The 24,263-nt window shown below is 31.8% G+C and carries 22 protein-coding genes; all 22 read right to left on the bottom strand.

Translation table 11 applies throughout. The features are described 5' to 3' along the window. Positions 1-27: 27 nt before the first annotated feature. The 22 genes from CDLVIII_RS02685 to CDLVIII_RS02580 all read right to left on the bottom strand — a co-directional run bounded on the left by CDLVIII_RS02685 (position 28) and on the right by CDLVIII_RS02580 (position 24,057). Positions 28-948 carry a transketolase family protein gene (locus CDLVIII_RS02685; RefSeq protein WP_009167919.1) on the bottom strand — a complete coding sequence of 307 codons (921 nt, stop codon included), beginning with the start codon at positions 946-948 and terminating at the stop codon, positions 28-30. Continuing rightward, entirely contained in the window at positions 948-1,766 is an 819-nt protein-coding gene (locus tag CDLVIII_RS02680) for a transketolase (protein ID WP_009167918.1), read from the bottom strand. The genes CDLVIII_RS02685 and CDLVIII_RS02680 overlap by 1 nt, the downstream gene beginning before the upstream one ends. A 23-nt stretch (positions 1,767-1,789) precedes the next feature. Next, on the bottom strand, positions 1,790-2,821 hold the full coding sequence (locus CDLVIII_RS02675) for a zinc-binding dehydrogenase (RefSeq protein WP_009167917.1): 1,032 nt from the start codon (positions 2,819-2,821) through the stop codon (positions 1,790-1,792). Positions 2,822-2,834: 13 nt separating this feature from the next. Then, entirely contained in the window at positions 2,835-3,875 is a 1,041-nt protein-coding gene (locus CDLVIII_RS02670) for a galactitol-1-phosphate 5-dehydrogenase (RefSeq protein WP_009167916.1), read from the bottom strand. Positions 3,876-3,933: 58 nt separating this feature from the next. Beyond that, the gene (locus CDLVIII_RS02665; protein ID WP_009167915.1) at positions 3,934-5,208 is read right to left on the bottom strand and encodes a PTS transporter subunit IIC; all 1,275 of its coding nucleotides are present in this window, start codon (positions 5,206-5,208) and stop codon (positions 3,934-3,936) included. An 86-nt stretch (positions 5,209-5,294) separates the two neighbouring features. After that, positions 5,295-5,579, bottom strand: coding sequence for a PTS sugar transporter subunit IIB (locus CDLVIII_RS02660; RefSeq protein WP_009167914.1), 285 nt, complete (start codon positions 5,577-5,579; stop codon positions 5,295-5,297). Positions 5,580-5,611: 32 nt separating this feature from the next. Beyond that, positions 5,612-6,070, bottom strand: coding sequence for a PTS sugar transporter subunit IIA (locus tag CDLVIII_RS02655; RefSeq protein ID WP_009167913.1), 459 nt, complete (start codon positions 6,068-6,070; stop codon positions 5,612-5,614). A 93-nt stretch (positions 6,071-6,163) separates the two neighbouring features. Then, positions 6,164-9,094: a sigma 54-interacting transcriptional regulator gene (locus CDLVIII_RS02650; RefSeq protein ID WP_009167912.1), complete on the bottom strand. Its 2,931-nt coding sequence runs from the start codon at positions 9,092-9,094 to the stop codon at positions 6,164-6,166. A gap of 466 nt (positions 9,095-9,560) precedes the next feature. After that, entirely contained in the window at positions 9,561-10,565 is a 1,005-nt protein-coding gene (gene ilvC / locus CDLVIII_RS02645; RefSeq protein ID WP_009167911.1) for a ketol-acid reductoisomerase, read from the bottom strand. Positions 10,566-10,588: 23 nt separating this feature from the next. Then, a complete protein-coding gene (gene ilvB / locus CDLVIII_RS02640) occupies positions 10,589-12,265 on the bottom strand; it encodes a biosynthetic-type acetolactate synthase large subunit (protein WP_009167910.1) in 1,677 nt (558 codons plus the stop codon). A gap of 130 nt (positions 12,266-12,395) precedes the next feature. Further along, positions 12,396-13,469, bottom strand: coding sequence for a 3-isopropylmalate dehydrogenase (gene leuB, locus CDLVIII_RS02635; RefSeq protein ID WP_009167909.1), 1,074 nt, complete (start codon positions 13,467-13,469; stop codon positions 12,396-12,398). Positions 13,470-13,694: 225 nt separating this feature from the next. Continuing rightward, positions 13,695-14,180, bottom strand: coding sequence for a 3-isopropylmalate dehydratase small subunit (gene leuD / locus CDLVIII_RS02630; protein WP_009167908.1), 486 nt, complete (start codon positions 14,178-14,180; stop codon positions 13,695-13,697). Between the two features lie 13 nt (positions 14,181-14,193). After that, positions 14,194-15,453, bottom strand: a complete 1,260-nt coding sequence (leuC, locus tag CDLVIII_RS02625) for a 3-isopropylmalate dehydratase large subunit (protein WP_009167907.1) — start codon at positions 15,451-15,453, stop codon at positions 14,194-14,196. 14 nt (positions 15,454-15,467) lie between these two features. Then, positions 15,468-17,063, bottom strand: a complete 1,596-nt coding sequence (gene cimA / locus CDLVIII_RS02620; RefSeq protein WP_009167906.1) for a citramalate synthase — start codon at positions 17,061-17,063, stop codon at positions 15,468-15,470. 54 nt (positions 17,064-17,117) lie between these two features. Next, positions 17,118-17,627, bottom strand: a complete 510-nt coding sequence (gene ilvN, locus CDLVIII_RS02615) for an acetolactate synthase small subunit (RefSeq protein WP_009167905.1) — start codon at positions 17,625-17,627, stop codon at positions 17,118-17,120. 568 nt (positions 17,628-18,195) lie between these two features. Beyond that, positions 18,196-18,621, bottom strand: coding sequence for a hypothetical protein (locus tag CDLVIII_RS02610; protein ID WP_009167904.1), 426 nt, complete (start codon positions 18,619-18,621; stop codon positions 18,196-18,198). Between the two features lie 340 nt (positions 18,622-18,961). Continuing rightward, on the bottom strand, positions 18,962-20,308 hold the full coding sequence (gene glmM / locus CDLVIII_RS02605; RefSeq protein ID WP_009167903.1) for a phosphoglucosamine mutase: 1,347 nt from the start codon (positions 20,306-20,308) through the stop codon (positions 18,962-18,964). A gap of 264 nt (positions 20,309-20,572) precedes the next feature. Beyond that, positions 20,573-20,881, bottom strand: a complete 309-nt coding sequence (locus tag CDLVIII_RS02600; protein WP_009167902.1) for a YerC/YecD family TrpR-related protein — start codon at positions 20,879-20,881, stop codon at positions 20,573-20,575. Positions 20,882-20,964: 83 nt separating this feature from the next. Further along, positions 20,965-21,801: an AIM24 family protein gene (locus CDLVIII_RS02595; RefSeq protein WP_009167901.1), complete on the bottom strand. Its 837-nt coding sequence runs from the start codon at positions 21,799-21,801 to the stop codon at positions 20,965-20,967. A 33-nt stretch (positions 21,802-21,834) separates the two neighbouring features. After that, on the bottom strand, positions 21,835-22,656 hold the full coding sequence (folK, locus tag CDLVIII_RS02590) for a 2-amino-4-hydroxy-6-hydroxymethyldihydropteridine diphosphokinase (RefSeq protein WP_009167900.1): 822 nt from the start codon (positions 22,654-22,656) through the stop codon (positions 21,835-21,837). A 99-nt stretch (positions 22,657-22,755) separates the two neighbouring features. Then, positions 22,756-23,568, bottom strand: coding sequence for a dihydropteroate synthase (folP, locus tag CDLVIII_RS02585; RefSeq protein ID WP_009167899.1), 813 nt, complete (start codon positions 23,566-23,568; stop codon positions 22,756-22,758). 15 nt (positions 23,569-23,583) lie between these two features. Then, the gene (locus CDLVIII_RS02580; protein ID WP_009167898.1) at positions 23,584-24,057 is read right to left on the bottom strand and encodes an HD domain-containing protein; all 474 of its coding nucleotides are present in this window, start codon (positions 24,055-24,057) and stop codon (positions 23,584-23,586) included. Positions 24,058-24,263 lie beyond the last annotated feature (206 nt).

Raw genomic sequence — 24,263 nt, 5'->3', positions numbered from 1 at the left:
AGAAAATATATATTAGAGATTTAATCTTTAAAATGATTTTACAGTTTCAACTATATGCTCTGCTGTTAAATTGTATTTTTCTAGTAGAACTTCTGCGCTTCCTGACTTTCCGAATTCATCGTTTATTCCAATTCTTTTAACTTTTGTTGGATGCTCTTCGCTTAAAAGTTCTGAAACTGCTGAACCTAATCCGCCTATTATACTATGCTCTTCTACAGTTACAATTTTCTTTACTCTCTTTGCAACATCAACAATTAGCTCATTATCAAGAGGCTTTATTGTTGATATATTTACAACAGTTGCATTTATTCCGCTTTCGCTTAATGCTCTTGCTGCATCTAAAGCTTTTGCTACCATTATTCCTGTTGCAATTATTGCTACATCATTTCCACTTGAGAATAAAATTTCACCTTTTCCAATTTTAAATTCATAATTTTCATCATGTATATCTGGAGTTGCAGCTCTACCTAATCTTATATATACTGGTCCATAATATTCTTTAGCGGCAAATATTGCTTTTTTAGCTTCAACTACATCTGCTGGGCTTATTACAACCATATTAGGTATGCTTCTCATTAATGATATATCTTCAAGTGCCTGATGGCTTCCTCCATCTTCTCCAACTGTTATACCTGCATGAGTTGCCACTACTTTAACATTTAGATTAGGATATGCTACTGAATTTCTTATTTGCTCAAATGCTCTTCCTGCTGCGAACATTGCAAATGTACTAGCAAATGGAATCTTTCCAGCTGCTGCAAGACCAGCTGCTGTACCAATCATGTCTCCTTCTGCAATTCCCATATCAAAGTATCTTTCTGGTGCTACTTTTTTAAACTCCATACTCTTAGTTGCTTTACCTAGATCCGCCTCTAATGCCACAACATTTTTGTCTTCTGCTAGTACTTTTAAAGCTTGTCCGTATGCTTCTCTTGTTGCTGCTCCCATTAGTTTACGCCTCCTTCTAACTCAGCTAATGCTTTCTTTGTTTCTTCTTCATTTGGTGCTGACCCATGCCATGCAACGTTATTTTCCATAAATGAAACGCCTTTTCCTTTTACTGTCTTACAAACTATCATTGTTGGTTTTCCTTTTACAGCTGCTGCTTCATCTATAGCTTTAGAGATTTCTTCAAAGCAGTGTCCATTTATAGTTAGAACATTCCAACCAAAAGCTTTGAATTTTTCATCAACTGGACCTATATTCATTACTTCTTCATTTGAACCATCTATCTGTAAGCCATTTAAATCAAGGAATGCAGTCAAATTGTCAAGTTTATAATGTGCTGCGCTCATTGCCGCTTCCCATATCTGTCCTTCTTGTACTTCTCCATCTCCTAATACTGCGTAAACTCTATAATCTGCATTATCTAGTTTTGCAGCTATTGCCATTCCATTTGCTGCTGATAATCCTTGTCCTAGTGATCCTGTTGACATATCAACACCTTCAACTTTTTTCATATCAGGATGGCCTTGTAACTTAGATCCATATTTCCTTAAGCTTAAGAGTTCCTCTTTAGGGAAATATCCTCTCTCTGCCAAAGTAGCATATAATGCTGGTGCTGAATGTCCTTTTGATAATACAAGTCTATCCCTCTTTGGATCTTTTGGATTTTTAGGATCTATATTCATTTTTTCAAAGTATAGAACAGTTAGGATATCTGCAATTGATAATGAACCTCCTGGATGTCCTGATTTTGCTGCCGATACACTTTTAACAATGCTTATTCTTATGTTACTTGATATTTTCTTTAAATTTTCATTCATAAACGATTCTTCCTCCCAACTAATTAAGATCTAATTACTACTTTAAGCTCACTACCTTCCATAGCTGCTTCTATTCCAGTTCTCCAATCCTCAAGTTCTACAATTTTTGTTATTAATGTTTCTGGATCTACCTTCTTAGCTTCCATCAATTCTAATGATTTTATCCAAGAGCTTGGCTTTTGGGATCTAGATCCAATATATTTAATTTCTCTTTGAATAATGGCTTCTTGATCTATTGAATTCTTAACATTTGCGAATAATCCAACTTGTACAAATTCGCCCTTTTTCTTTGTAAGTCTCAATCCTTGATTTACAGCTGGAACTGCACCAGAGCAATCAAATACCTTATTTACTCCATATCCATTAGTCTTTTCCATCACTATTTTTTCTAAATCTTCTTGAAGAGAGTCAACTACTCTATCTACGCCCATATTCTTTCCAAAGTCTAGTCTTTCTTTATCCTTAGTTACTCCACTTAAAATTACATAAGCACCTTGTGATTTAACTACTTGAGCTAAAAGTAATCCTATTGGTCCTGGTCCTAATATTAGAACTACATCATCTTTTTCTATTGTTGTTTTTTCTAAAGCAGCATGCACACAACATGCAAGTGGTTCAGTTAATGATGCTGCCAAGAAACTTACATTTTCGGGTAATACGTGTACACTTTCTTCTCTTGATAGAACATATTCTGCAAAGCTTCCATTTGCCTGAGTCCCAATTCCTTTTCTTGAAGAACATAAATTATAATCTTTGCTCTTACAAAAATCACATGTTCCACAAGTCTCAAAAGTCGTTTCACTTGTTACTCTATCTCCAACTTTAACTGTTTTAACATCTTCTCCTACTTCAACGACTACCCCGGAAAATTCGTGTCCTAAAACTACAGGGGTTTTTATGTTTCCATATTCACCTTTGAATGAATGTAAATCTGATCCACAAATTCCGCTGTATTGAACTTTAATCTTCACTAAATTTCTTTCAGCTTTGGGTTCTGGGATATCTAATAACTCCATGTTGTCATATCCTGGTTTAGTCTTTGTTAATGCCTTCACTTTCAACTCCCCCTTATTCTTGAACAATCATTATCTTGTTATACTCTTCTTTTCTATCCCTAATCATTTCAAATGCTTTTGCTGTATCTTCTAAAGAGAATCTATGTGATATAAGTTCCTTAAGTCTTATTTTCTTTTGTTTTACATATTCAATACTCTTGATCCATTCTTGTCCTGGAAATGGGGCTGAATATGAATTCCAAAATCCTTGTAAATTTAATTCTTTTCTAAATATTCCTTCAAAAGCAGTTTCTGATAATTCTATACCTGCATGTCCAATGCCTTGATATCCAATCTTTCCTTTTTTCTTAGTTATTAAAAGACATTGTTCTTGAGTTATTTTAGATCCTGCACTTTCAATACAGATATCTACTCCTGCTCCGTTTGTTAATTCCATTATCTTATCTACTGGATTTTCTTTTAATGCATTTATTCCAACGTCAGCACCAAGATTTAGTGCTTCTGATATTTTTTTATCTGAAATATCTACTGCAATAATTTTTTCAACTCCTGTAACTTTAAGCCACTGAATTGTAAGTTGTCCTATTGTTCCTGCTCCAAGTACTGCTACCACGTCTCCTAATTGAGGCTTAATATTAAGTACTCCATGTAATGCTACTGCAAGTGGTTCTATCATAGCTGCTTCCTCGTAATCAATATCTCCAATTTTTAGCACATTTGTCGCTTTTACATTAACATATTCTGCAAATCCTCCAAAGGATTGAGCTCCTAACATGCCATAATTTTCGCATAATGAAAATTGTCCCTTTTTACAATATTCACATTCATTACAAGGCTCGAATGGAATAGCAACTACTCTATCTCCTATCTCCACATTCTTAACATTTTTCCCTTTTTCAACTATATAGCCTGAGAATTCATGGCCTAGAATAGCTGGTACAGGATATTTCCAATTTTTTAATGCTCTTGGAGGATCTGACCCACATATCCCTGCTGCCATAACCTTTATTTTGACTTCATCATCTCCATAAGGTTTTATTTCAATATCTTCATACCTTATATCTCCTACTGAGTGCAATACTGCTGCTTTCATTTTCTTCTCCTCCTAAATAACTAAAATATTTTATATTTTTATGGTTTTTACTTTAAAATTAGCTGAAGAAAGGTCCTACTATTTGCGCAAATTTTAAGATTATCCAGTTAAGGAAGTTACCACCCATATCTAAACTTGAAATTTGAGTAGCTCCACCTGGTACTTGGAAGCTTGCACCAGACATCATTGCAGTGTGTACTGTTGCAAAGTCTGTTGCCATAAGTAGTGAGAATGCAAGTACTATTGTTCCTGTAATTACTGAATGAACAATATTTCCTTTTCTTGAACCAACCACGAATGCAACATAGAATGGTATTGTAGCTAAGTCACCAAATGGCAATACTTTGTTTCCTGGTATAATTACTGCTAAAATTAATGTAATTGGTACTAGTATTAAAGCTGTAGCCATAGTTGCTGGGTGTCCTACTGATACGGCTGCATCAATACCGATATATAATTCTCTTCCAGCATATTTAGCTTGAAGTTTTTCTTTCATCGCATCTGAAATAGGAATTAAACCTTCCATTAATATCTTAACCATTCTAGGTAGTAAGAACATAACTGCTGCCATGCTAACACCAGCTTTAAATATTGATCCTGGGTCGTTTCCTGCAAGTATTGCAAGTACGCAACCTAAGATTAATCCCATCATCATAGGTTCCCCAAATATACCAAATCTCTTTTGAATTGATTCAGGATCTGCATGTAACTTATTTAATCCTGGAATTTTCTCTATTAAATATCCAATTGGAATCCCTACTAATCCAAATGCAGCAGTAGAACCTGTTGGAAGTGATATACCTTCTAAATCATAAAAATTTGCAACCATTGGAGCTGTTCTATCAGCAATAATTAATACCATAACTTCATATAATATTGCACAGATAATTGCAAACATCCAACTGCCTGTAACTATATAACCAGTTGCTCCAGCCGCTATAAAGTGCCAGTAATTCCAAATATCAACGTCTAAAGTTTTTGTTAATTTAAAGAAGATCATTACTAAGTTAACAATTAAACATACTGGTATTAAGATAGCTGCTACTGGTGTCGCCCAAGCTGCTGCTGCCGCTGCTGGCCAACCGCTATCAATTACGTTTAAACTTAATCCGAATCTTTTTACCATTTCTTGTGCTATCGGTCCTAATGTACTTGATAGCACACCACAAACTAAGTTTATTCCAACGAAACCAATACCTATTGTAATACCAGATTTAAATGCCTTAGTTATTCCTGTTCCAGCTATTAATCCTATTATCAATATTGCTATTGGTAAAATTGCTGTCGGCCCAATTCCTAAAATGTACTGAACTACTCCCATAAGTTGATCCATATTATTATTCCTCCTAACAAATTATAAAAATTATTTATAAAATTTTTATTTAAATTGTCCTAATAATTATTAGGACAATATAAATCTTATTTAAAGAAATCTAATATTTGTGCATCTAGTTTATCCATACCAATTCCAGTAACATATGCTGTAGCTTTTATTGCTGGAATTTCGTAAGTAGTCGGCAAAATAGTAGTTGAAATTATTAAATCAGCGTCCTTTGCTTTAGCTGCTACTTCAGCTATCTTACATTGAATAATTTCTGCTGGAATACCATGTGCTTTTAATAATTTTTCAACCTTGTCACAAACCACTGTTGATGTTGCTATACCTGCCCCACAAGCTATTAATACTCTTTTTTTATCATTCATTTTTAATTCCTCCCATAAAATAATTTATATTTTTATATGTTATTTAAAATATTTTGAATTTCATCTTTACTCTTAGATTCTACAATTTTTTTTACTATGTCTTCCCTTTGTATAAGGCCCATTAACTCTTTTAATACTTCTAACTGACTATGAGGTTTATTTAAACCTAACATAAATATGAGATTCATATTTTCATGTTGAGTTTCATCCTCCATTAATTTAAAATCAACTGGGGTTTCTGGTGTTATTACAGCAATAAATTCTTCTTTAACATGAATTGCATCTGTATGAGGTATTGCGACATTATATTTAGTTAATTTCAAACCTGTTGGAAAAACACTTTCTCTTGACTTTAATCCATCTAAAAAGCTTTCTTCCACATATCCATACTTAAATGCTTCATCATGCATAATTTGAAATAATTCATCTCTGCTTTTGCACGGTAAATTTACTTTTATTAAATTCTTCTTGATAAATTTAAGTAGTTCCACTATTGCTTCTCCTTTCACTGCTATTTTTTTTACTTAACTTTTATGACATTTATTATCGCAAGACCTATGCCAAGTTTTCGGAATATTTTGTTTTTATGAAAACATTTTCTTTATTTCTTCTGATGATTTACTTAAACGTATTCTATTTACTAAGTTTTTTTCTCTGACTAAATAAAATAATTTTTTTATTTCTTCTCTGTTATCATCTTTTAATGCCAACATAAAAACTATATCTACCATTATTTCTTGATTCCATTGAATTGGTTTCTTTAGTTTTGCTATAACAATAGCAGGTTTAATTACATTTTCAGGAAGCCCATGAGGTATAGCTACTTCGCTATTGAATACTACATTCCCCATTGATTCTCTTTTATATAAATTCAACATAAATTTATTATTAACAAATCCTTTTTCTTCAAGCAATTCTGCCATTTTATCAATGGCTTCTTCTTTAGATAGACAATCTAGGTTTAATAACATTAATTCTTCTGAGACTAAGCTGTTTAAATTTCCATAAATCATCTCATCATTTAAATCGTTTTCAGTTTCTATAAGCTTAATTAGTTTATTAATTCCAATACCATTTAACATACTTTCATAATCAATAAATGGTATATTATCAACTTTAATTCTTATAGTTCCACATACTGCTAAAATATCATATTCATTAGATAATTTTACGATTTCATCTTCTATATCTCTTTTATTTATGAAGCCCATTGCAAGTATTTCTATATTACTAATTTGTTGTTCTAAGTGCTTTTCAATATATTTCTTAATACTTAATGCGCTCCCCTCTCCAGTTAGACATACTGTTACTATTGCTTTCTTTTTAATATTTTTCTTATAATTTATTTCTGATTTAAATGTACCATTGTACTCTTTCACCGCTTGTAACATTTCAACAATATTATCTAAATTAGCTCCTTCTATTGAAGCCTTTCTAACTGCTTCCAATGCTAATAAAGTATCAACCCTTGATAGACTTCTAGTTTTGATTCCAGTTCTTTCTTCAACCATTGATGAAAACATACCTAAAGATCCCATATCTACGAGTAATAAACAGCCTCTCCCCTCGTCACTTGCTTGAACTAGTTCAATAGTTCTTTCTAATCCTTTCTCTGGAGATTCATCTAAAGCAATTTCTAATCCTAATGCATCTTCTACACCTAACAATTGATTAACAATGTCTGCAATACCACAAGCAACATGCCCGTGGGTTATAATAATCACTCTAACTTTCGGTTCTGAATTAAATACATCCGAGCAAAACTTCTTTATATAAATAGCAATATACATTGTTTCTCTCTTGGGAATCTTTAAATTAGTAGCCCTTTCTATCATTAATCTGATTTTTTCAGCAATTTTCATTTCTTGAATCATAGTGTTTTTATCCATATGAATATTAGACTTCGTTAAGACCTTTCCAGTCATAACTCTTTCAATTGTAAAATTAATATGAATAGCCAATGCAATAAAAAAGCTGTTATTAATAAATTTATATTTTCCTCTTACTAGTTCTAAAATTCCTTCAGTTATACTTATAACTTCTGGCCTTACTATAGTTTTTAGTTCATTTATATTTAATAATTTTGTTATTTTTTTATTGTCAATTATTTTTCCTAACTTGTTTTCTACCTTTTCTAAAAGAACTTTATCTATCTCATCCTCCTCTATTCCCTCTAACTCAAGTTTTTTAAATTGTTCTTCTATGTAATGATATATTTCATTTTCATTAACGTAATTCTTTATTTCATCCTTATTTTTTTGTTCATTTCTTATGTCTATATATAAGTCATCTATACCAAGATTCCTAACTTGCTTACTATTTTTTTGTCCTTCTAAAACAGTACTTTTAATTGAGATACTTACGTCTTCCATATCAATAACTACTTCATCCGCATTCTTAAACATGTATTTTACGTAACCTTTTGCACATATGACTTGAATATCACTCTTAAGCTGACCTATATTTGCCTTACAATTATATAGCATTAAACATGTTAATACTTCTTTAGTTACTAAAAGATTTCTATTTATTCTCTGAGCCTCTCTAGTTAAAAACATTATTATAACTTCAAGTCTTTCAGACAAAGGTCTTTCTGTTAATTTAGGTAATTCAATAAGCATAGGTATCCTTCTTCTAAACGTTAAAAGTAAGTTAGATTCCGGATTTTCTGTAGTAGCTGCCAATATAAGAACGTTTACTTCCCTTTCAACATTTGTTTCACCTAATCTTCTATATTTACCTTTATCTATTAAATAGAATAATATTTCCTGTCCTTCTGATGGAAGTCTATGAATTTCATCCAAAAATAAAATACCTCCATTTGCCCTCTCAACTAACCCTTCCTTATCTGCATTGGCTCCTGTATATGCCCCTTTAATGACTCCAAATAATTGAGCAATAAGAAGGTTTGGATTTTCTGCATAATCTGCACAGTTGAAGATTATAAACGGTGCATTCTTAGGTTTCGCTCCACTAGATGTTGCAAATTCATACATACATTCTGCCAATTCACTTTTTCCTACTCCTGACCCACCATAAATTAATGTATGAAGACCATTTGGCGGATATAGTATTGCTGCCTTTGCTAAATCTATTTTATTTTTAAGACTTCCTCTATATCCAATAAGCTTTTCAAATCCCTCTTCACTCTTATCTTCTGATTCATCCGATACAATAATATTTTCTTCTTCAGCTATTACGCAACTGTTTTCTCCTTTAAATTCCTGAATCACTTCTTTTATGTTTTTGCTTATAATACTTCGAGAAATATTATAGCCTCTTTTTACCATTAGCTCCGTTACTTTTCTTTCCGATAAGCTCATATTTTTTTGTAATATATCTCTTAAGTCAGCCAGCAATAATTCTTTTCTTCTATCTCTAGAGTCTGGAATATTTAGTTCGTTTCTCATTTGTATTACTTTTAGTCTTGGAATAGATAAGAATCCCGCAAGTTCTTGATCTGTATAAGGATTTTTTTTATCCTCAGAATTAATAAGCTCAATTAATCTTTGCATCAAATCCCTCCATTTTAATAAAATTACTTCGTCAAAATTTAATATTGTTCTTACTTGTTTCCATACTTTTTATTCCATAGCAATATATAAAGCAATATTTATGCCACTATACATTTTGTGCCAAATAAGACCTTTTTATTTACGTACTATCTCCTTCCCCTGTAAGTTTCATTTTATATACAAAAAAACTCGCAAGTAAAAAGATTTTTAAACTGCGAGATTTTTTTATATTAATATGTTATACTATATCCTTCTTTTTGTATATCGTTTTTACTTCAAATTTGGACAATAATTTTATATTTAAGGTTAAAATATGTTTGTATATAATGTTAATTGTCCTATATTTATCTATTGTAATCATTATATGAGATAATTCTTAAAACAAGTATAACACAATTAAATTATCACAAAAAAATAAAGGTGGTCGAATCAAAATCGACCACCTTTACTTTTATATTATAATATATTAATCAACTTTAGCTGTATCAATCCAGCTCATCATGCCTCTTAATTCTTTACCTACTTTTTCAATTGGATGCTCTGCTTCCATTCTTCTTCTTGCATTAAATCCTGGTCTATTTGTTTGGTTTTCTAATAACCAGTTCTTAGCAAATGTACCATCTTGAATTTCAGTAAGAACCTTTTTCATTTCTTTCTTTGTATCATCAGTGATTATTCTCTTACCGATTTGATAATCTCCATATTCAGCAGTATCTGAAATTGAATATCTCATCATGCTTAATCCACCTTGATATAATAAATCAACGATTAACTTCATTTCATGCATACATTCAAAATAAGCATTTTCTGGTGCATATCCAGCTTCTACTAAAGTTTCAAATCCAGCCTTAATAAGCTCTGAAACTCCACCACAAAGTACTGCTTGTTCTCCAAATAAATCTGTTTCTGTTTCGTCTTTGAAAGTTGTTTCAAGAACACCAGCTCTTGCTCCTCCAATTCCATTTGCATAAGCTAAAGCATATTGTTGTGCCTTTCCAGAAGCATCTTGATGTACAGCTATTAAGCATGGTACCCCAGCACCTTCTGTATATGTTCTTCTTACTAGATGTCCTGGTCCTTTAGGTGCAACCATGAATACATCAACATATGCTGGTGGCTTAATTTGACCAAAATGAATGTTAAATCCATGAGCAAATACTAATGCGTTTCCTTCTTCTAAATTTGGAGCAATTTCTTCATTATATATTTTAGCTTGTTTTTCATCTGGTAATAATACCATTACTAAATCAGCTGCTTTTGCTGCTTCTGCAACAGTTGCAACTTTTAATCCAGCTGCTTCAGCCTTTTCCCAAGACTTACTTCCATTGTACAATCCAACTACAACATCTACTCCACTTTCGTGTAAGTTTAGTGCATGAGCATGACCTTGGCTACCATAACCTATTACAGCAACCTTCTTTCCTTTTAATAAATTTAAATCTGTGTCTTTTTCATAATACATTTTTGGCATTTTTATGACCCTCCTAATTATTATTAATTGTTATTAATATCTTCTTCACTTATTATTTGATTGATTGGTGCACCAGGTGCAACCATAGGAAAAACTTTTTTATCAGTATTAATTAAATAATCTATAAGAACTGGACCCTGTGAATCCAGAGCTTTTCTTAAAACGTCATCTATTTCTTCTACTTTAGATATTCTAAATGCTTTAGCTCCAAAGGCTTCAGCAAGTTTCACATAATCTGTTGGTCTATCTAGTGTTGTTTCAGAATATCTTCCTTCATAAAATAAACTTTGCCACTGTCTAACCATTCCTAAACAATTATTATTCATAATGACTTGTATTAAAGGAAGTTTATTTTTAACTGCAGTAACTAATTCATTACAATTCATTCCAAAGCTACCGTCTCCAGCAATATTAAATACTCTTCTATCTGTTCTGCCTATTTGTGCTCCTATTGCTGCACCAAGGCCATACCCCATAGTTCCAAGACCACCTGAAGTTATAAGAGTTCTTTCATTTCTAAATTTAAAGTATTGAGCTGCCCACATTTGATGCTGCCCAACTTCAGTAGATATTATAAAACTTCCATCATTTAATTCGTTTAATTTATTGAAAAATAATTCCGGTGTCAGTTCATCATTAGTTATATTCAATCTCTTGGATTCTTTTAAACTGTTTACTGTTTCAATCCATTCTTGGTCTTTCTTTGTCTTAACTAATGGTATAAGTCTATCTAGAACTTCCTTTAAATCTCCTACAATACATGCATCAACTTTTATATTCTTGTTTATTTCTGCGGGATCAACATCAATCTGCAATACTTTAGCATTCTTAATATGATTTTGATTACTTATAACTCTATCACTAAATCTAGCTCCAAGGGTTATCAACAAATCACATTTAGTTGCTGCAATATTTGATGCTTTTGTTCCATGCATCCCTATCATTCCAGTATATAACTCATGATCATTCGGGAATTCTGACATGCACATTAGTGATGTTGATACAGGTGAATTTATCTTTTCTGCAAAATTAATGAGTTCATCTGTTGCTCCAGATATTCCTACACCTCCACCTGCATATATAAATGGCTTTTTGCTTTGATTTATTAACTCTACTGCTTCCTGCAACGAGCTTTCTGTAATATATTTTGACTTTCTAATTACTTCCCTTGGAATCAATTTAGTATACTGTGTCTTATCTGCAGTTACATCCTTAGGAATATCTATTAATACTGGTCCTGGTCTCCCATCCTGAGCTATATAGAAAGCATCTCTAATTATATCTTGAAGATCATTAACATCTCTTACAATATAGTTATGCTTTGTTATTGGCATTGTAATTCCTGTGATATCAACTTCCTGGAAGCTATCTTTTCCAAGTAATGACTTAGCTACATTTCCTGTGATAGCTACCATTGGAATTGAATCCATGTATGCTGTGGCAATACCGGTAACTAAATTAGTCGCTCCTGGCCCCGAAGTTGCAAGACAAACTCCAACTTTACCGGTAGCTCTTGCATATCCATCAGCTGCATGTGCTGCACCTTGTTCATGACAAGTTAGAACGTGATGGATTTTGTCTTTGTATTTATATAATTCATCATATATATTTAATACTGCTCCACCTGGATATCCAAATATAGTATCTACGCCTTCATCAAGTAGAGACTTTATCAGAATTTCAGCTCCAGTTAATAACATTTTATTCACTCCTTTGCTGATAAAATGATTGTAAATTTGCAATGCACAATTGTAGAAAATAAACTTAAGATTTCAAAATCATATTATTTTTTTCTTATTGCTCATCGCACATTGGAAACTGGAATTATAATTATTTTGCTTGTAATTTTTCACAAACTAATTTGCCCATTTCAACCGTTCCAACTTTTTTCTTACCTTCTGTCATTATATCTCCAGTTCTATATCCATCTTCAAGAACCGCTAATACTGCGTTTTCAATTGCCTTTGCTTCTTCCTCTAAAGAAAAACTGTATCTAAGCATCATTGCTGCTGAAAGTATAGTTGCTAATGGATTTGCAATTCCTTGCCCTGCTATATCAGGAGCACTTCCATGAATTGGTTCATACATACCAAGTGTTCCGTCTCCAAGAGATGCTGAAGGCAACAATCCTATTGATCCCGTAACCATACTAGCTTCATCTGATAAGATATCTCCAAATAAATTTGACGTTACTATTACATCAAATTGGTTTGGATCTCTCACTATTTGCATTGCTGCATTATCAACATATAAATGATTTACTTCTACTTCTGGATAATCCTTAGCTATTTCGTTAACTACACTTCTCCAAAGTTTTGAACTATCTAAAACATTAGCCTTATCAACACTTGTAAGCTTTTTGTTTCTCTTCATAGCTATTTCAAATCCACTTTTAGCAATTCTAGTTATTTCATTTACATTATATCTTTCAGTATCATAAGCACTCTTTACACCATCAACTTCTTCTGTTCCTCTTTGACCAAAGTAAATACCACCAGTCAATTCTCTTACTATACAGATATCTATTCCATCTTTAACAATACTATCTTTAAGCGGTGATTCATTTTTTAGTGGTGCATATAAAACTGCTGGTCTTAAATTACAATAAAGATTCATTCCACTTCTTAACTTAAATAACCCTTGTTCTGGTCTTACTTTCCCAACATCCCATTTTGGTCCTCCAACAGCTCCTAGTAAGACCGCATCACTTTTCTTACATATCTCTAACGATGCATCTGAAAGTGGTGTTCCCTCTTTATCTATAGCGCATCCCCCTGCTAGCACATATTCGTAATCAAATCTATGTCCAAACTTATCACCAATAACTTTTAAAACTTTTGTAGTTTCTTCTATTACTTCTGGACCTATTCCATCTCCTGGTATTACAGCTATATTATATTTCATTACAAAACCCCCGTTTAATCAGTTTACAGTTTACAATTTTCAGTTAACAGTTATGGATAAAATCACTTTATAATTTCTTTAAATTTTCAATAATATTCATTATCCCAACTGTCAACTAACCAACTTTAATTCTTACTGTTATTATTACTTATTATTTATTGCTTTCATTTTATTATTTACTTATTGTTTAATTGGTTTAATTTATACTATTAGTTATTATTCTGATTATCTATTTCTTATATACCCAATTAATCCATCATTATCAATAATTTTTTGCATGAATTCTGGGAATGCTTCTCCTTGATACTCTTGATTCTTTGTTAAATTTTTTATAAGTCCTGTTGAAAAATCAACTTCTAATTCGTCTCCGGCATCAATGCTCTTCACAGCTTCATCACATTCTAATATTGGCAATCCAATATTAATTGCATTTCTATAAAATATTCTTGCAAAAGTCGATGCTATAACGCAACTTACTCCAGCAGTCTTAATTGCAAGTGGTGCATGCTCTCTTGAAGAACCGCATCCGAAGTTTTTATTAGCAACAATTATGTCCCCATCTTTTACATTTTTAACAAAATCAACATCTATGTCTTCCATACAATGTGCTGCAAGCTCTTTAGCATCTGATGTGTTTAAATATCTTGCTGGAATTATTACGTCTGTATCTACATTATCCCCATATTTGAATACTTTACCTTTTACTCTCATTACTAAATACCTCCTAGACTAATTCTGGATCAGTTATCTTTCCAGTTAATGCAGATGCTGCTGCAACTGCTGGACTTGCAAGATATACTTCAGATTCAACGTGCCCCATTCTTCCTACAAAATTCCTGTTTGTTGTTGATACACATCTTTCATCTTTTGCTAAAATTCCCATATGTCCACCTAAACATGGCCCACAAGTTGGTGTTGAGAATACTGCTCCTGCTTCAACTAAATCTTTTATTATGCCTTCTTCTAAAGCTTGTAGATATATCTTTTGTGTTCCAGGAATAACTATGCATCTAATTCCTTTTTTAACTTTCTTTCCTTTTAATATATCTCTGGCTATTCTTAAATCAGAAATTCTACCATTTGTACATGACCCTATAACTACTTGGTCAATTACTACTTCTCCGGTATCATCAATTGTTCTTGTGTTATCCGGTAAGTGAGGGAATGAAACTGTTGGTCTTAGTGCACTTAAATCAATCTCAAATACCTTATCATATTCTGCATCTTCATCTGCTTCGTAAGCAGTCCATTCTTTAGTTGAATGTTCCTTTAAATATTCAATAGTTTTATCATCAACTGGGAAGATTCCATTTTTTCCGCCAGCTTCTATAGCCATATTCGCCATTGTAAATCTATCATCCATTGAAAGATATTGTAAGCCATCACCTACAAATTCCATTGATTTATATAATGCTCCATCAACACCAATCATACCGATTATGTGCAATATAACATCTTTTCCACTTACCCATTTAGCTGGTTTATTCTTAAGAACAAACTTTAAGGCTGAAGGTACTTTAAACCAGCATTTTCCTGTTGCCATTCCAGCTGCCATATCAGTTGATCCTATACCTGTTGAAAAAGCTCCAAGAGCCCCATATGTACAAGTATGTGAATCAGCTCCTATAACTACATTTCCTGCAACAACTAAGCCTTTTTCAGGAAGCAGACAGTGTTCTATTCCCATTTCCCCAACTTCAAAGAAATTTTCTATTTCCATCTTTTGAGCAAATTCTCTAATGTATTTAACTTGCTCTGCAGCTTTTATATCTTTATTAGGAGTAAAGTGATCTGGAACTATTGCAATCTGACTTTTACTAAATACTTTATCTGTTCCAAATTTTTTGAACTCATTTACAGCCACTGGAGTTGTAATGTCATTTCCTAAAACTAAATCAAGGTTTGCTTCAATTAATTGCCCCGCTTTTACACTTTCAAGTCCTGCATGTACTGCTAAGATTTTTTGCGTCATTGTCATTCCCATTTCTAATCATCTCCTTAAAAATATGCTTTTACTTTTCTTTCAATATCTTTTATTAATTTATATTCTATTGAATCCACTAAGGCTATCCAGCTAGCTTGAATTACATCTCGAGATACTCCAACAGTACTCCAAGTATCAATTCCATCTGTTGATTCAATTAAAACTCTTACCTTTGCTTCTGTTGCACTTTCTGAATCTAAAACTCTAACCTTATAATCTACAAGTCGTGCCTGCTTTAGCTCTGGATAAAAGATCTCAAGAGCTTTTCTAATAGCCTTATCTAGTGCATTTACCGGACCTTCTCCCTCTGCTGCTGTCATTTCATTTTGTCCATCAACTGTAATATTTATTAATGCTGTTGAGCTGAACTCTTCACTGCCATAAGGTTGTTCTCCAATAATTTTGAAATGATTTAATTTGAAAAAAGGTTTATACTTGCCTATAATTTTTCTTATTACTAATTCTACTGTTCCTTCTGCCCCTTCAAATTGATATCCTTCGTATTCCAATTCTTTTAATCTATCTGTAATTTTTTGAACTGAACCATCATTCTTAGATATATTAGGAAATATTTTTTTAATTTCCTGCAGTATTGTGCTTTTTCCACTTACTTCGGAAACTAAAAATCTTCTCTTATTTCCAACTGCTTCTGGTTCTATATGTTCATATGATCTTGAGTCTTTAGTTACCGCATCTATATGCATTCCACCTTTATGAGCAAATGCTGAATTTCCTACAAATGGGTTTTGCTCTGTTAATGTAATATTACATATTTCAGCAATGTATCTGGCTGTTTTAGTTAAATTTATCAATTCAATATTGTTTAACACCTTATATTTTAGTTTTAACTTTAATGTAGGTACTATTGCACTTAAATTGGCATTTCCACATCTTTCACCAATTCCAATAAATGTTCCTTGAACTTGAAGCGCCCCAGCTTCTACTGCCATTACTGAATTTGCTACTGCCATTCCCATATCATCATGACTGTGAATTCCAATATTTATTGATACTTGCTTCTTTACTTCTTTAGTTATATCATATATCTCTTGAGGCAATGAACCTCCATTTGTATCACATAGTACAACTACTTGTGCTCCAGCTTCTTCTGCCGCTTTTAGAGTTGCCATTGCGTAATCCTTATTAGCCTTGTATCCATCATAAAAGTGCTCTGCATCAAAAATTACTTCTTTTCCTTTTCCGTGTAGATATTTAATTGTATCTTTTATCATTTCAATATTCTCATCCAAAGAAGTTCTGATTATATCTAAAACTTGAAAATCCCATGCCTTTCCGAATATAACAATTGTATCTACTCCAGATAACATTAAATCTCTGAGATTTTTATCATCTTCTGTATTAATATTAGGTCTTCTAGTTGATCCAAACGCTACTATCTTCGCAGTCTTAAGTTCCACATCCTTAAGCCTTTTAAAGAATTCCATATCTTTTGGATTTGATCCAGGGTTACCAGCTTCAATATAATCAATTTTCATCTCATCTAAAGCTCTCACTATTTTAAGCTTATCTTCTAATGAAAATGAAATTCCTTGTCCTTGAGCTCCGTCTCTCAAGGTAGAATCAAATATCTTTACCTGATTCTGAACCATATATTTTTATCCCCCTTTTTATCATTTATTGCCATTGCTTACATTCACTTTGCACTAATAACTTTCAATAGAATTCCTTATGGTTTTTTCTCCCCGTTGAAGTGCTGTAACTCCAGTTCTCACCAGCTCTTCTATGCCATACTCCTCCATCAAATTTATCAATGCTGATATTTTATCTTCATCCCCAGTTAACTCTATAGTCAGCGTATCAGTAGATAAATCAATTATCTTACTTCTAAAAATATTTACAGTTTCATTTATCGCTGCCCTGCTTTCTGCATTTGCTCTTACTTTAATGAGTACTAATTCTCTGTAAACTGATTCATTTGCTTTAAAGTTAATGACTCGTATTACATCTTCTAATTTGCTTAATTGCTTTTTTACTTGTTCTAATACATTATCATCATCTATAAGCGTAATTGTCATTCTTGAAATTAAAGGATCTTCAGTTCTGCCAACTGTTAAGCTATCAATATTGTATCCCCGCCTTGAAAACAGTCCGCTAACTCTACTCAAAACACCTGATGAATTCTTTACTAGAACAGATAGCACATGCTTTTCCATAAATTTCCCCCTAGATATTTTTTATTATATGCCCTAAAAATGGTTAAAAAAATCCACCCTTAATGATATAAATCATAAGAAGTGGGATAATATTCCGCCTTATATAATATCACTAGGTTCTAACAAACCCTTGCATATAACGGATGCACACCGGACATCTTTTACTCGAAAAATACTTTTTCTTTCTGGATTCTGCTCAGGAGTGATAATTATAAAGCTAAAGTATCGATTCTCACCAACCATCGACTCTCTGCAACTTATCTGCAAAACAATTGTCTCCATCTCAGCATTTAATAACCTAAGGACCTATTCAATTTTCTTGTTAAACTAAATTTTACTCTGGGTTTTTACTATTGTCAATATTTTAGTAATATATTTTTCATTCTCTTTTTTTTGATAATTTTAAGCTTATATAAATTGCTTGTTTTTCAATATATATATTGTTTTTTTATCAAATTATCATTATTTTTATTTTTAAATTAATTATATAAAGTTTTTTAAAGTTAATAATTAATAATCTTAATTTTCTCTCCTTATTCTATTAATTCAAATTAATAGAAATTAATTCCTATAATTTACTTAGATGATCTCCAAAATCCTCCATACTCTCGACTTCTTGAACATCTGCTAAAATTTCATCTAAACCATACTCATATATATTAAAATTTACTTTTGCTTCACATAGTTTAGAAATTATTTCTTCTTTATCTTCCTCGAAAATCAAATCTTTATTAATTGCTTCAATAAATGCTTCTGTCTTATATATTTCGCATTTCGCTCCTTCTTCTGCTCCTAATTGAGTAAATACCTCAAATCTGGGCTGATCTCCTCCAATTTCTGTCGCATCAACAAATCCATCTTTGTGAATTACATCATCGAACCGCCATTCATAATATATGTTTATATATGCCTTTGCTCCCTCTATATCATTAAAGCCTTTACAATTACCAGTTGGCATAACTACTAAGTATTCGTTATAAGGTTCTTTATCCATATAATTTCCTCCTCTTTTGCAAACTCATTGTTTATTATTTTATTTATCCCCTTATTAATCATTTGTTATGCATTAATAACTGTAATGTGGTCTTGAGAAATTTATTTTAAAAATACATAACTTAAACTATATTTACATCTTTCATTTATAAATATCCAAGTAGAGAGTTTGATATATACAGTGGCATAAGAACTATAAATTTAAAAACTTACCTAAATGTTATAAGTCTATTTCTTATTTTGAAATCTATAAAATTATAATAGCAGAGTATAAAAAGAAGTCTACTCCAAACTCCTTTTTACACTCTGCTATTATAAAGCTTTATTTAATTAATATATAGTTAATTGTATTTCTTTTCAATTAAATTTGCTAAACTATGAGCCATTTTATCTATTTCTGCTTGATCTTCACCTTCAAGCATTACTCTAACTAATGGTTCTGTTCCAGATGGTCTTATAAGAACTCTTCCAACACCATTTAAAGCATCTTCTATTTTCTTTATTTCACCTTGTATTTCATCATCTGTTAAATATAGGTCTTTCTTATCATTTGGTATTGTCGCATTTGCTAATACTTGTGGTAATTCTTTCATTATTGAACATAGCTCTGATAAAGGCTTTTCTTTCTTCTTAACTATACTTGCAATTTGAAGCGCTGTAACTAAACCATCACCTGTTGAATTATAGTCTAAGAATATAACATGTCCTGATTGTTCTCCACCTAGAACATATCTGTTTTTAACCATTTCTTCTAAGACGTATCTATCTCCAACACAAGTTTTCGCAAGATTTATCCCTTCTCTTTTACATGCAATGTCTAATCCAAGATTACTCATTACAGTTACTACTAAAGTATCATCTTTTAGCTTTCCAAGTTCTTTTAAATACTTAGCACATAACATTAATATAAAATCACCATTTATTAAATTACCATTTTCATCAACAGCCAAACATCTATCTGCATCGCCATCAAATGCGAATCCTAAATCACATTTCTTTTTAACTACATAATCCATTAGTTCTTCTGGATGTGTTGATCCACAATTTTCATTTATGTTTGTTCCATCCGGATTATCGTTTATTACAAATACATCTGCACCTAATTCTCTAAATGCCTTTACTGATGATTTATATGAAGCTCCATTTGCACAGTCTAAAGCTATTTTTAATCCCTTTAAATTATAAGGTATAGTTTCCTTAGCAAATTCTATATAATCATCTAAAGCGGATACTTCAATTGTCTCTCTTCCAAGATCTATTCCAACTGGACTTGGTACACCTTCAAAATCACTTTCAATAACTCTTTGAATCTCATCCTCTAAATCGTCTGAAAGCTTGTATCCTTTATCATCAAAGAATTTTATGCCATTATATTCTACTGGATTATGTGATGCAGAAATCATAACACCTGCATCAGCTCCATATTTTCTTGTTAAATATGCAACAGCTGGTGTTGGTACTACTCCAAGCACTACCGCCTCGGCTCCAACTGATAATATTCCCGCTATTAATGCTGATTCCAACATATCTCCAGATATTCTTGTATCTTTTGCAACTAATATCTTAGGCTTATGAGCTGCTTCTGTTAAAACATATGCCCCTGCTCTTCCAAGGTTATATGCAGTTCTTGCTGTTAATTCTGTATTTGCAACTCCTCTAACGCCATCAGTTCCAAACATTCTACCCATAATTTTACCTCACTTTTTTATTCTGTTATAACCACTTAATTAATTTACAGTTGTGACCAAAAAACTTACGACTTTTCATAAATAGAACTTTTTTAAATCCGCATATGAGTTTTATCACAAACTCATACCCCTTAACTCATAACTGTCTAAATGGCTCACCTTAAATAGTATAATATTTTTAAGCCCTATTTACAATCATGTCTTTCGGGCTTTCTATTATTTTTCGATTTTATATGCAAATTAAATCTTCAACATTTACTTATATTAGTCTATTTTTCCACTTTCTAATCTTTCTAGTACCATTTTATAACCATCACTACCATAATTTAAGCACCTATTTACTCTACTAATAGTGGCTGTACTAGCACCAGTAATTTCTGCTATTTCCGAATAAGTTTTTTTAGCCTTAAGTAATTCAGCTACATGTAATCTTTGCGCCAATGCCTTAACTTCATTTATAGTTGCCACATCTTCAAAAAACTTATAACATTCATCTATATCTTTCAATTCTAAAATTCCTTTAAAAAATAAATCTAATTCCTTGCTTTTAATTTTGGATTCTAAAGAACTCACCTTATCACCTCGCAGTATAATCATAAATATACTTAATCATACTTATTATAGCATACTTTACAACTTTAGTATGCTAGAGTTCATTATTCATCTTCTTCAATAACTTCAGACGAAAACTTATTTTCTAAGTTTGCTTCTTTCAATCTTAAATCTTTATATATATTTTTGGTTGGTACCAGCCAAACTTCACCTGTACCTCTGTACACGCTAACTAGTCCTTCTCCACTGACGGCAGTTCCAATAAGGGATTTTGATGATTTCTCTATTGAAAACTCAATATTTCCAGTCCTTAAAATCGCAAAATTTCCATCTACTCTTAATGTATCATTAATTAATACGCATTTAAATATTTCACTTTCTGGAACTGGAACCCTAAGTGCAACTATTCCATATCCTTCTAGTCTTGTTTGATATAAGCCGTCACTTCCTAAAAGGGCTGCTGAAAAAGTTTTTTGCATTGTTGCATTAATCTCTATGCTCTCTTCGCATGCACAGAACATATCATCACTTACTATTATTTCATCATCTTCTAGTTCTATAAGTGCAAAATGATCAAAAGATGGCTCTAAAAATATTTCTCCACTCCCACTATATACTGGCTTGAATGCAGTCTCTCCAGTTAACTTGCTTGATATTATTTTTTTCCCAAATCCTATAAGTCCACCTGATTTACTTCTTATGTCTATATCACCCTTCATATAACTCAAAGTACCCGGCTCTAGTTTTACTGAACTTTCATTTATTATTATTCTTATTTGCTTTAGTTTGACTCCACTTTGTCTAATCACATTAATTCCAAAGGCAGTTTGAACATCTGTAGCCCCGTCTAAATTCTCATATTCTAATATTTGAAATTTAGATTCCCCCTCCATTTCTGATAACATACTTAACTTATTTGTAAATTTCAGTGAACTCCTCATAAAATCACTCCCATCTTATAACATATTATTTTATTAGTTATTTGAACTTAATTCTTCTAGCAATGTAAATATTCTTTTATTAAGTACAGGATGCATAAGATATGGTGCTATTTCATTTAGCGGCTTTAATACAAATTCTCTCTCATGCATTCTAGGATGAGGAAGAATTACCTTTTCATTAGAAGATATTAATTCATCATACATAATAATGTCTAAATCAATGGTTCTAGGCCCCCACTTTATTTCTCTTTTTCTATCAAACTCCAACTCAATTTCAAGCAATAAATCCATAAGTTCTTCGGCTTCAAGTATTGTTTCTATCTCCACCACTGCATTTAAGAAATCTTCTTGATCTAAATATCCCCATGGTTTTGTTACTATAAATGACGATTGTTTTTTAATTTCAACATTTTTTTCTGCACATATCCTATTAATTGCTTCTTTTAAATAATTCTCTTTATCTCCAATATTAGATCCCAGTCCTATATATGCCTTATGTCTTTTTCTTTCAATCATTATTTCCACAGTATCTAAATGTTTTTTTATTGGCGCCCACGGCTTTTTTAAAAATACTTTAACACCATATATTACCTTATATTCACTCAGAATAAAATCTGCTAAATTTAAAGCTGCAGTTTCTATAAGTTCATGGCTATCCCTCTTAAATTCTTCTTCAATTTTGTCGCATAATTCACCATAATGGACTGATTTAAGCAAATCCCCAGTTTTTCCTGCGGATTTTAAATCTAAATCTATCTCTAACGATAGTATAAATTTCTGTCCCAGTCTTTTCTCTTCTTCAAAAACTCCATGAAAAGCAAATAATTCTAAGTCCTTTATATACATTTTATCCATAATTTATCCATCCTATCCTCTTATGCCTATAAAAAAACACTAATCCAAACATGCAGCACTGCATAACCTAAAACATGCTAACTATTTGTCTATTATTTTTTAATTTCGCCTTATTATTGCATCAGTCATCTTTGCTGCCCTTGAATTTTCTAACACATCGTGAACTCTTACAAAATCACAGGCGTCTTTCATTATTCCAATTACAGTTGTCGCAACTGTTCCTTCTACTCTTTGCTCTACCGGTAGGTCCAATGCAATACCTATCATAGACTTTCTTGATGTTCCAAGAAGTATTGGATATCCCAATTCTTTAAGCCGCTCTAAATTATTCATAGTTTCTAAATTTTGCTCATAAGTCTTTGCAAAACCTATTCCTGGATCTAAGATTATATTTTCATCTTTTACCCCTGCATCCTTAGCTATTTTTATACTTTCTTTCAAATCTTCTAGTATATCGTCCATTAAATTTTTGTAATCCTTATTTTCTCTGTTATGCATTAAACAGCAAGGAACATTATATTTAGCTGCAACTTTTGCTATATCTTTTTCTTTCTTAAATCCCCATACATCATTAATAAGATTAGCTCCTGCTTCTATAGCTTTTTCAGCCACCTTTGCTTTATATGTATCTATAGATATAGGAATATCGAAATTTTCTCTTATAGCCTTTATTATAGGAATAACCCTGCTTATTTCTTCATCTTCTTCTACTGGTGTGTGATTGGGCCTTGTGGATTCTCCTCCTATATCTATTATGTCGGCACCATTTTCTATCATCTGTTTAACATGCACTATAGCTGCATCTATATCATTAAATTTTCCACCATCAGAAAAAGAATCCGGTGTAAAATTTAAAATTCCCATAATATATGTTCTTTCACTAATTTTAAATTCCTTATTTCCTATTTTCATTACAACTAATGCCTCCTAATAGTATATCTTCAAATTCTTTTTTTCATCGCTCCAATTACATTCAGTTAATGCCTTACATGTAATACACTGTCTTGAAAGTTTATCTGCTCTATATATAAGCAAAGAAAATCCTTTACTCTTCTTATTTCTATGTCCTAATATTCCTTGCTTTATCAATTCAATTTCTTCATCATTAAATTTATAATCCTCTAAAATTGTTTTTGCAATTTCCCACGAAGCCATTTCATGTGGAATTCCATCTTCATATTGAAATGATTTTCCTATATCATGTAAAATTGCAGTTGTATATATAATTTCTCTTTCAAAACCCAGACTTTCCTCCAAATTTATCAAATGTGCAATTCTTGCTACATCTAAGAAATGTTTTAGATTATGCTTGCAAAACTTTCTACCCTTCTCAAGCTTTTTATTTTTCTTTAAATAGTGTATATATTTTTCATCATTTAAAATACAGTTGAATCTCTCCATATATTTTTTACCCCAACAGCTTTCATATTTACTAATCTATATACTTATAATCATCGCATGATTATTTATTATTATATCATTTGCTCATGATTTTAAGGTACAAATAGATAAATTTTTATTTATGCTTTAGATAATACTTTACCTTGAGAGATTCTTACATCCAAGTGGCTCTATCACTAGATGTAACATTTCTTAATAACAAAAAA

This window comes from Clostridium sp. DL-VIII, assembly GCF_000230835.1.
In the GTDB taxonomy this organism is placed as follows: domain Bacteria; phylum Bacillota; class Clostridia; order Clostridiales; family Clostridiaceae; genus Clostridium.
The sequence above is the reverse complement of the archived record's forward strand: the minus strand, read 5'-3'. Positions and strand labels throughout refer to the sequence as shown.

Excerpts from the sequence above, each read along its gene's own strand:
- CDLVIII_RS02685 (WP_009167919.1), bottom strand. The coding sequence starts at position 948 with ATGGGAGCAGCAACAAGAGAAGCATACGGACAAGCTTTAAAAGTACTA.
- CDLVIII_RS02680 (WP_009167918.1), bottom strand. The coding sequence starts at position 1,766 with ATGAATGAAAATTTAAAGAAAATATCAAGTAACATAAGAATAAGCATT.
- CDLVIII_RS02670 (WP_009167916.1), bottom strand. The coding sequence starts at position 3,875 with ATGAAAGCAGCAGTATTGCACTCAGTAGGAGATATAAGGTATGAAGAT.
- CDLVIII_RS02665 (WP_009167915.1), bottom strand. The coding sequence starts at position 5,208 with ATGGATCAACTTATGGGAGTAGTTCAGTACATTTTAGGAATTGGGCCG.
- CDLVIII_RS02660 (WP_009167914.1), bottom strand. The coding sequence starts at position 5,579 with ATGAATGATAAAAAAAGAGTATTAATAGCTTGTGGGGCAGGTATAGCA.
- CDLVIII_RS02650 (WP_009167912.1), bottom strand. The coding sequence starts at position 9,094 with ATGCAAAGATTAATTGAGCTTATTAATTCTGAGGATAAAAAAAATCCT.
- ilvC (WP_009167911.1), bottom strand. The coding sequence starts at position 10,565 with ATGCCAAAAATGTATTATGAAAAAGACACAGATTTAAATTTATTAAAA.
- ilvB (WP_009167910.1), bottom strand. The coding sequence starts at position 12,265 with ATGTTATTAACTGGAGCTGAAATTCTGATAAAGTCTCTACTTGATGAA.
- leuB (WP_009167909.1), bottom strand. The coding sequence starts at position 13,469 with ATGAAATATAATATAGCTGTAATACCAGGAGATGGAATAGGTCCAGAA.
- leuD (WP_009167908.1), bottom strand. The coding sequence starts at position 14,180 with ATGAGAGTAAAAGGTAAAGTATTCAAATATGGGGATAATGTAGATACA.
- leuC (WP_009167907.1), bottom strand. The coding sequence starts at position 15,453 with ATGGGAATGACAATGACGCAAAAAATCTTAGCAGTACATGCAGGACTT.
- cimA (WP_009167906.1), bottom strand. The coding sequence starts at position 17,063 with ATGGTTCAGAATCAGGTAAAGATATTTGATTCTACCTTGAGAGACGGA.
- ilvN (WP_009167905.1), bottom strand. The coding sequence starts at position 17,627 with ATGGAAAAGCATGTGCTATCTGTTCTAGTAAAGAATTCATCAGGTGTT.
- CDLVIII_RS02610 (WP_009167904.1), bottom strand. The coding sequence starts at position 18,621 with ATGGATAAAGAACCTTATAACGAATACTTAGTAGTTATGCCAACTGGT.
- glmM (WP_009167903.1), bottom strand. The coding sequence starts at position 20,308 with ATGGGTAGAATGTTTGGAACTGATGGCGTTAGAGGAGTTGCAAATACA.
- CDLVIII_RS02595 (WP_009167901.1), bottom strand. The coding sequence starts at position 21,801 with ATGAGGAGTTCACTGAAATTTACAAATAAGTTAAGTATGTTATCAGAA.
- folK (WP_009167900.1), bottom strand. The coding sequence starts at position 22,656 with ATGGATAAAATGTATATAAAGGACTTAGAATTATTTGCTTTTCATGGA.
- folP (WP_009167899.1), bottom strand. The coding sequence starts at position 23,568 with ATGAAAATAGGAAATAAGGAATTTAAAATTAGTGAAAGAACATATATT.
- CDLVIII_RS02580 (WP_009167898.1), bottom strand. The coding sequence starts at position 24,057 with ATGGAGAGATTCAACTGTATTTTAAATGATGAAAAATATATACACTAT.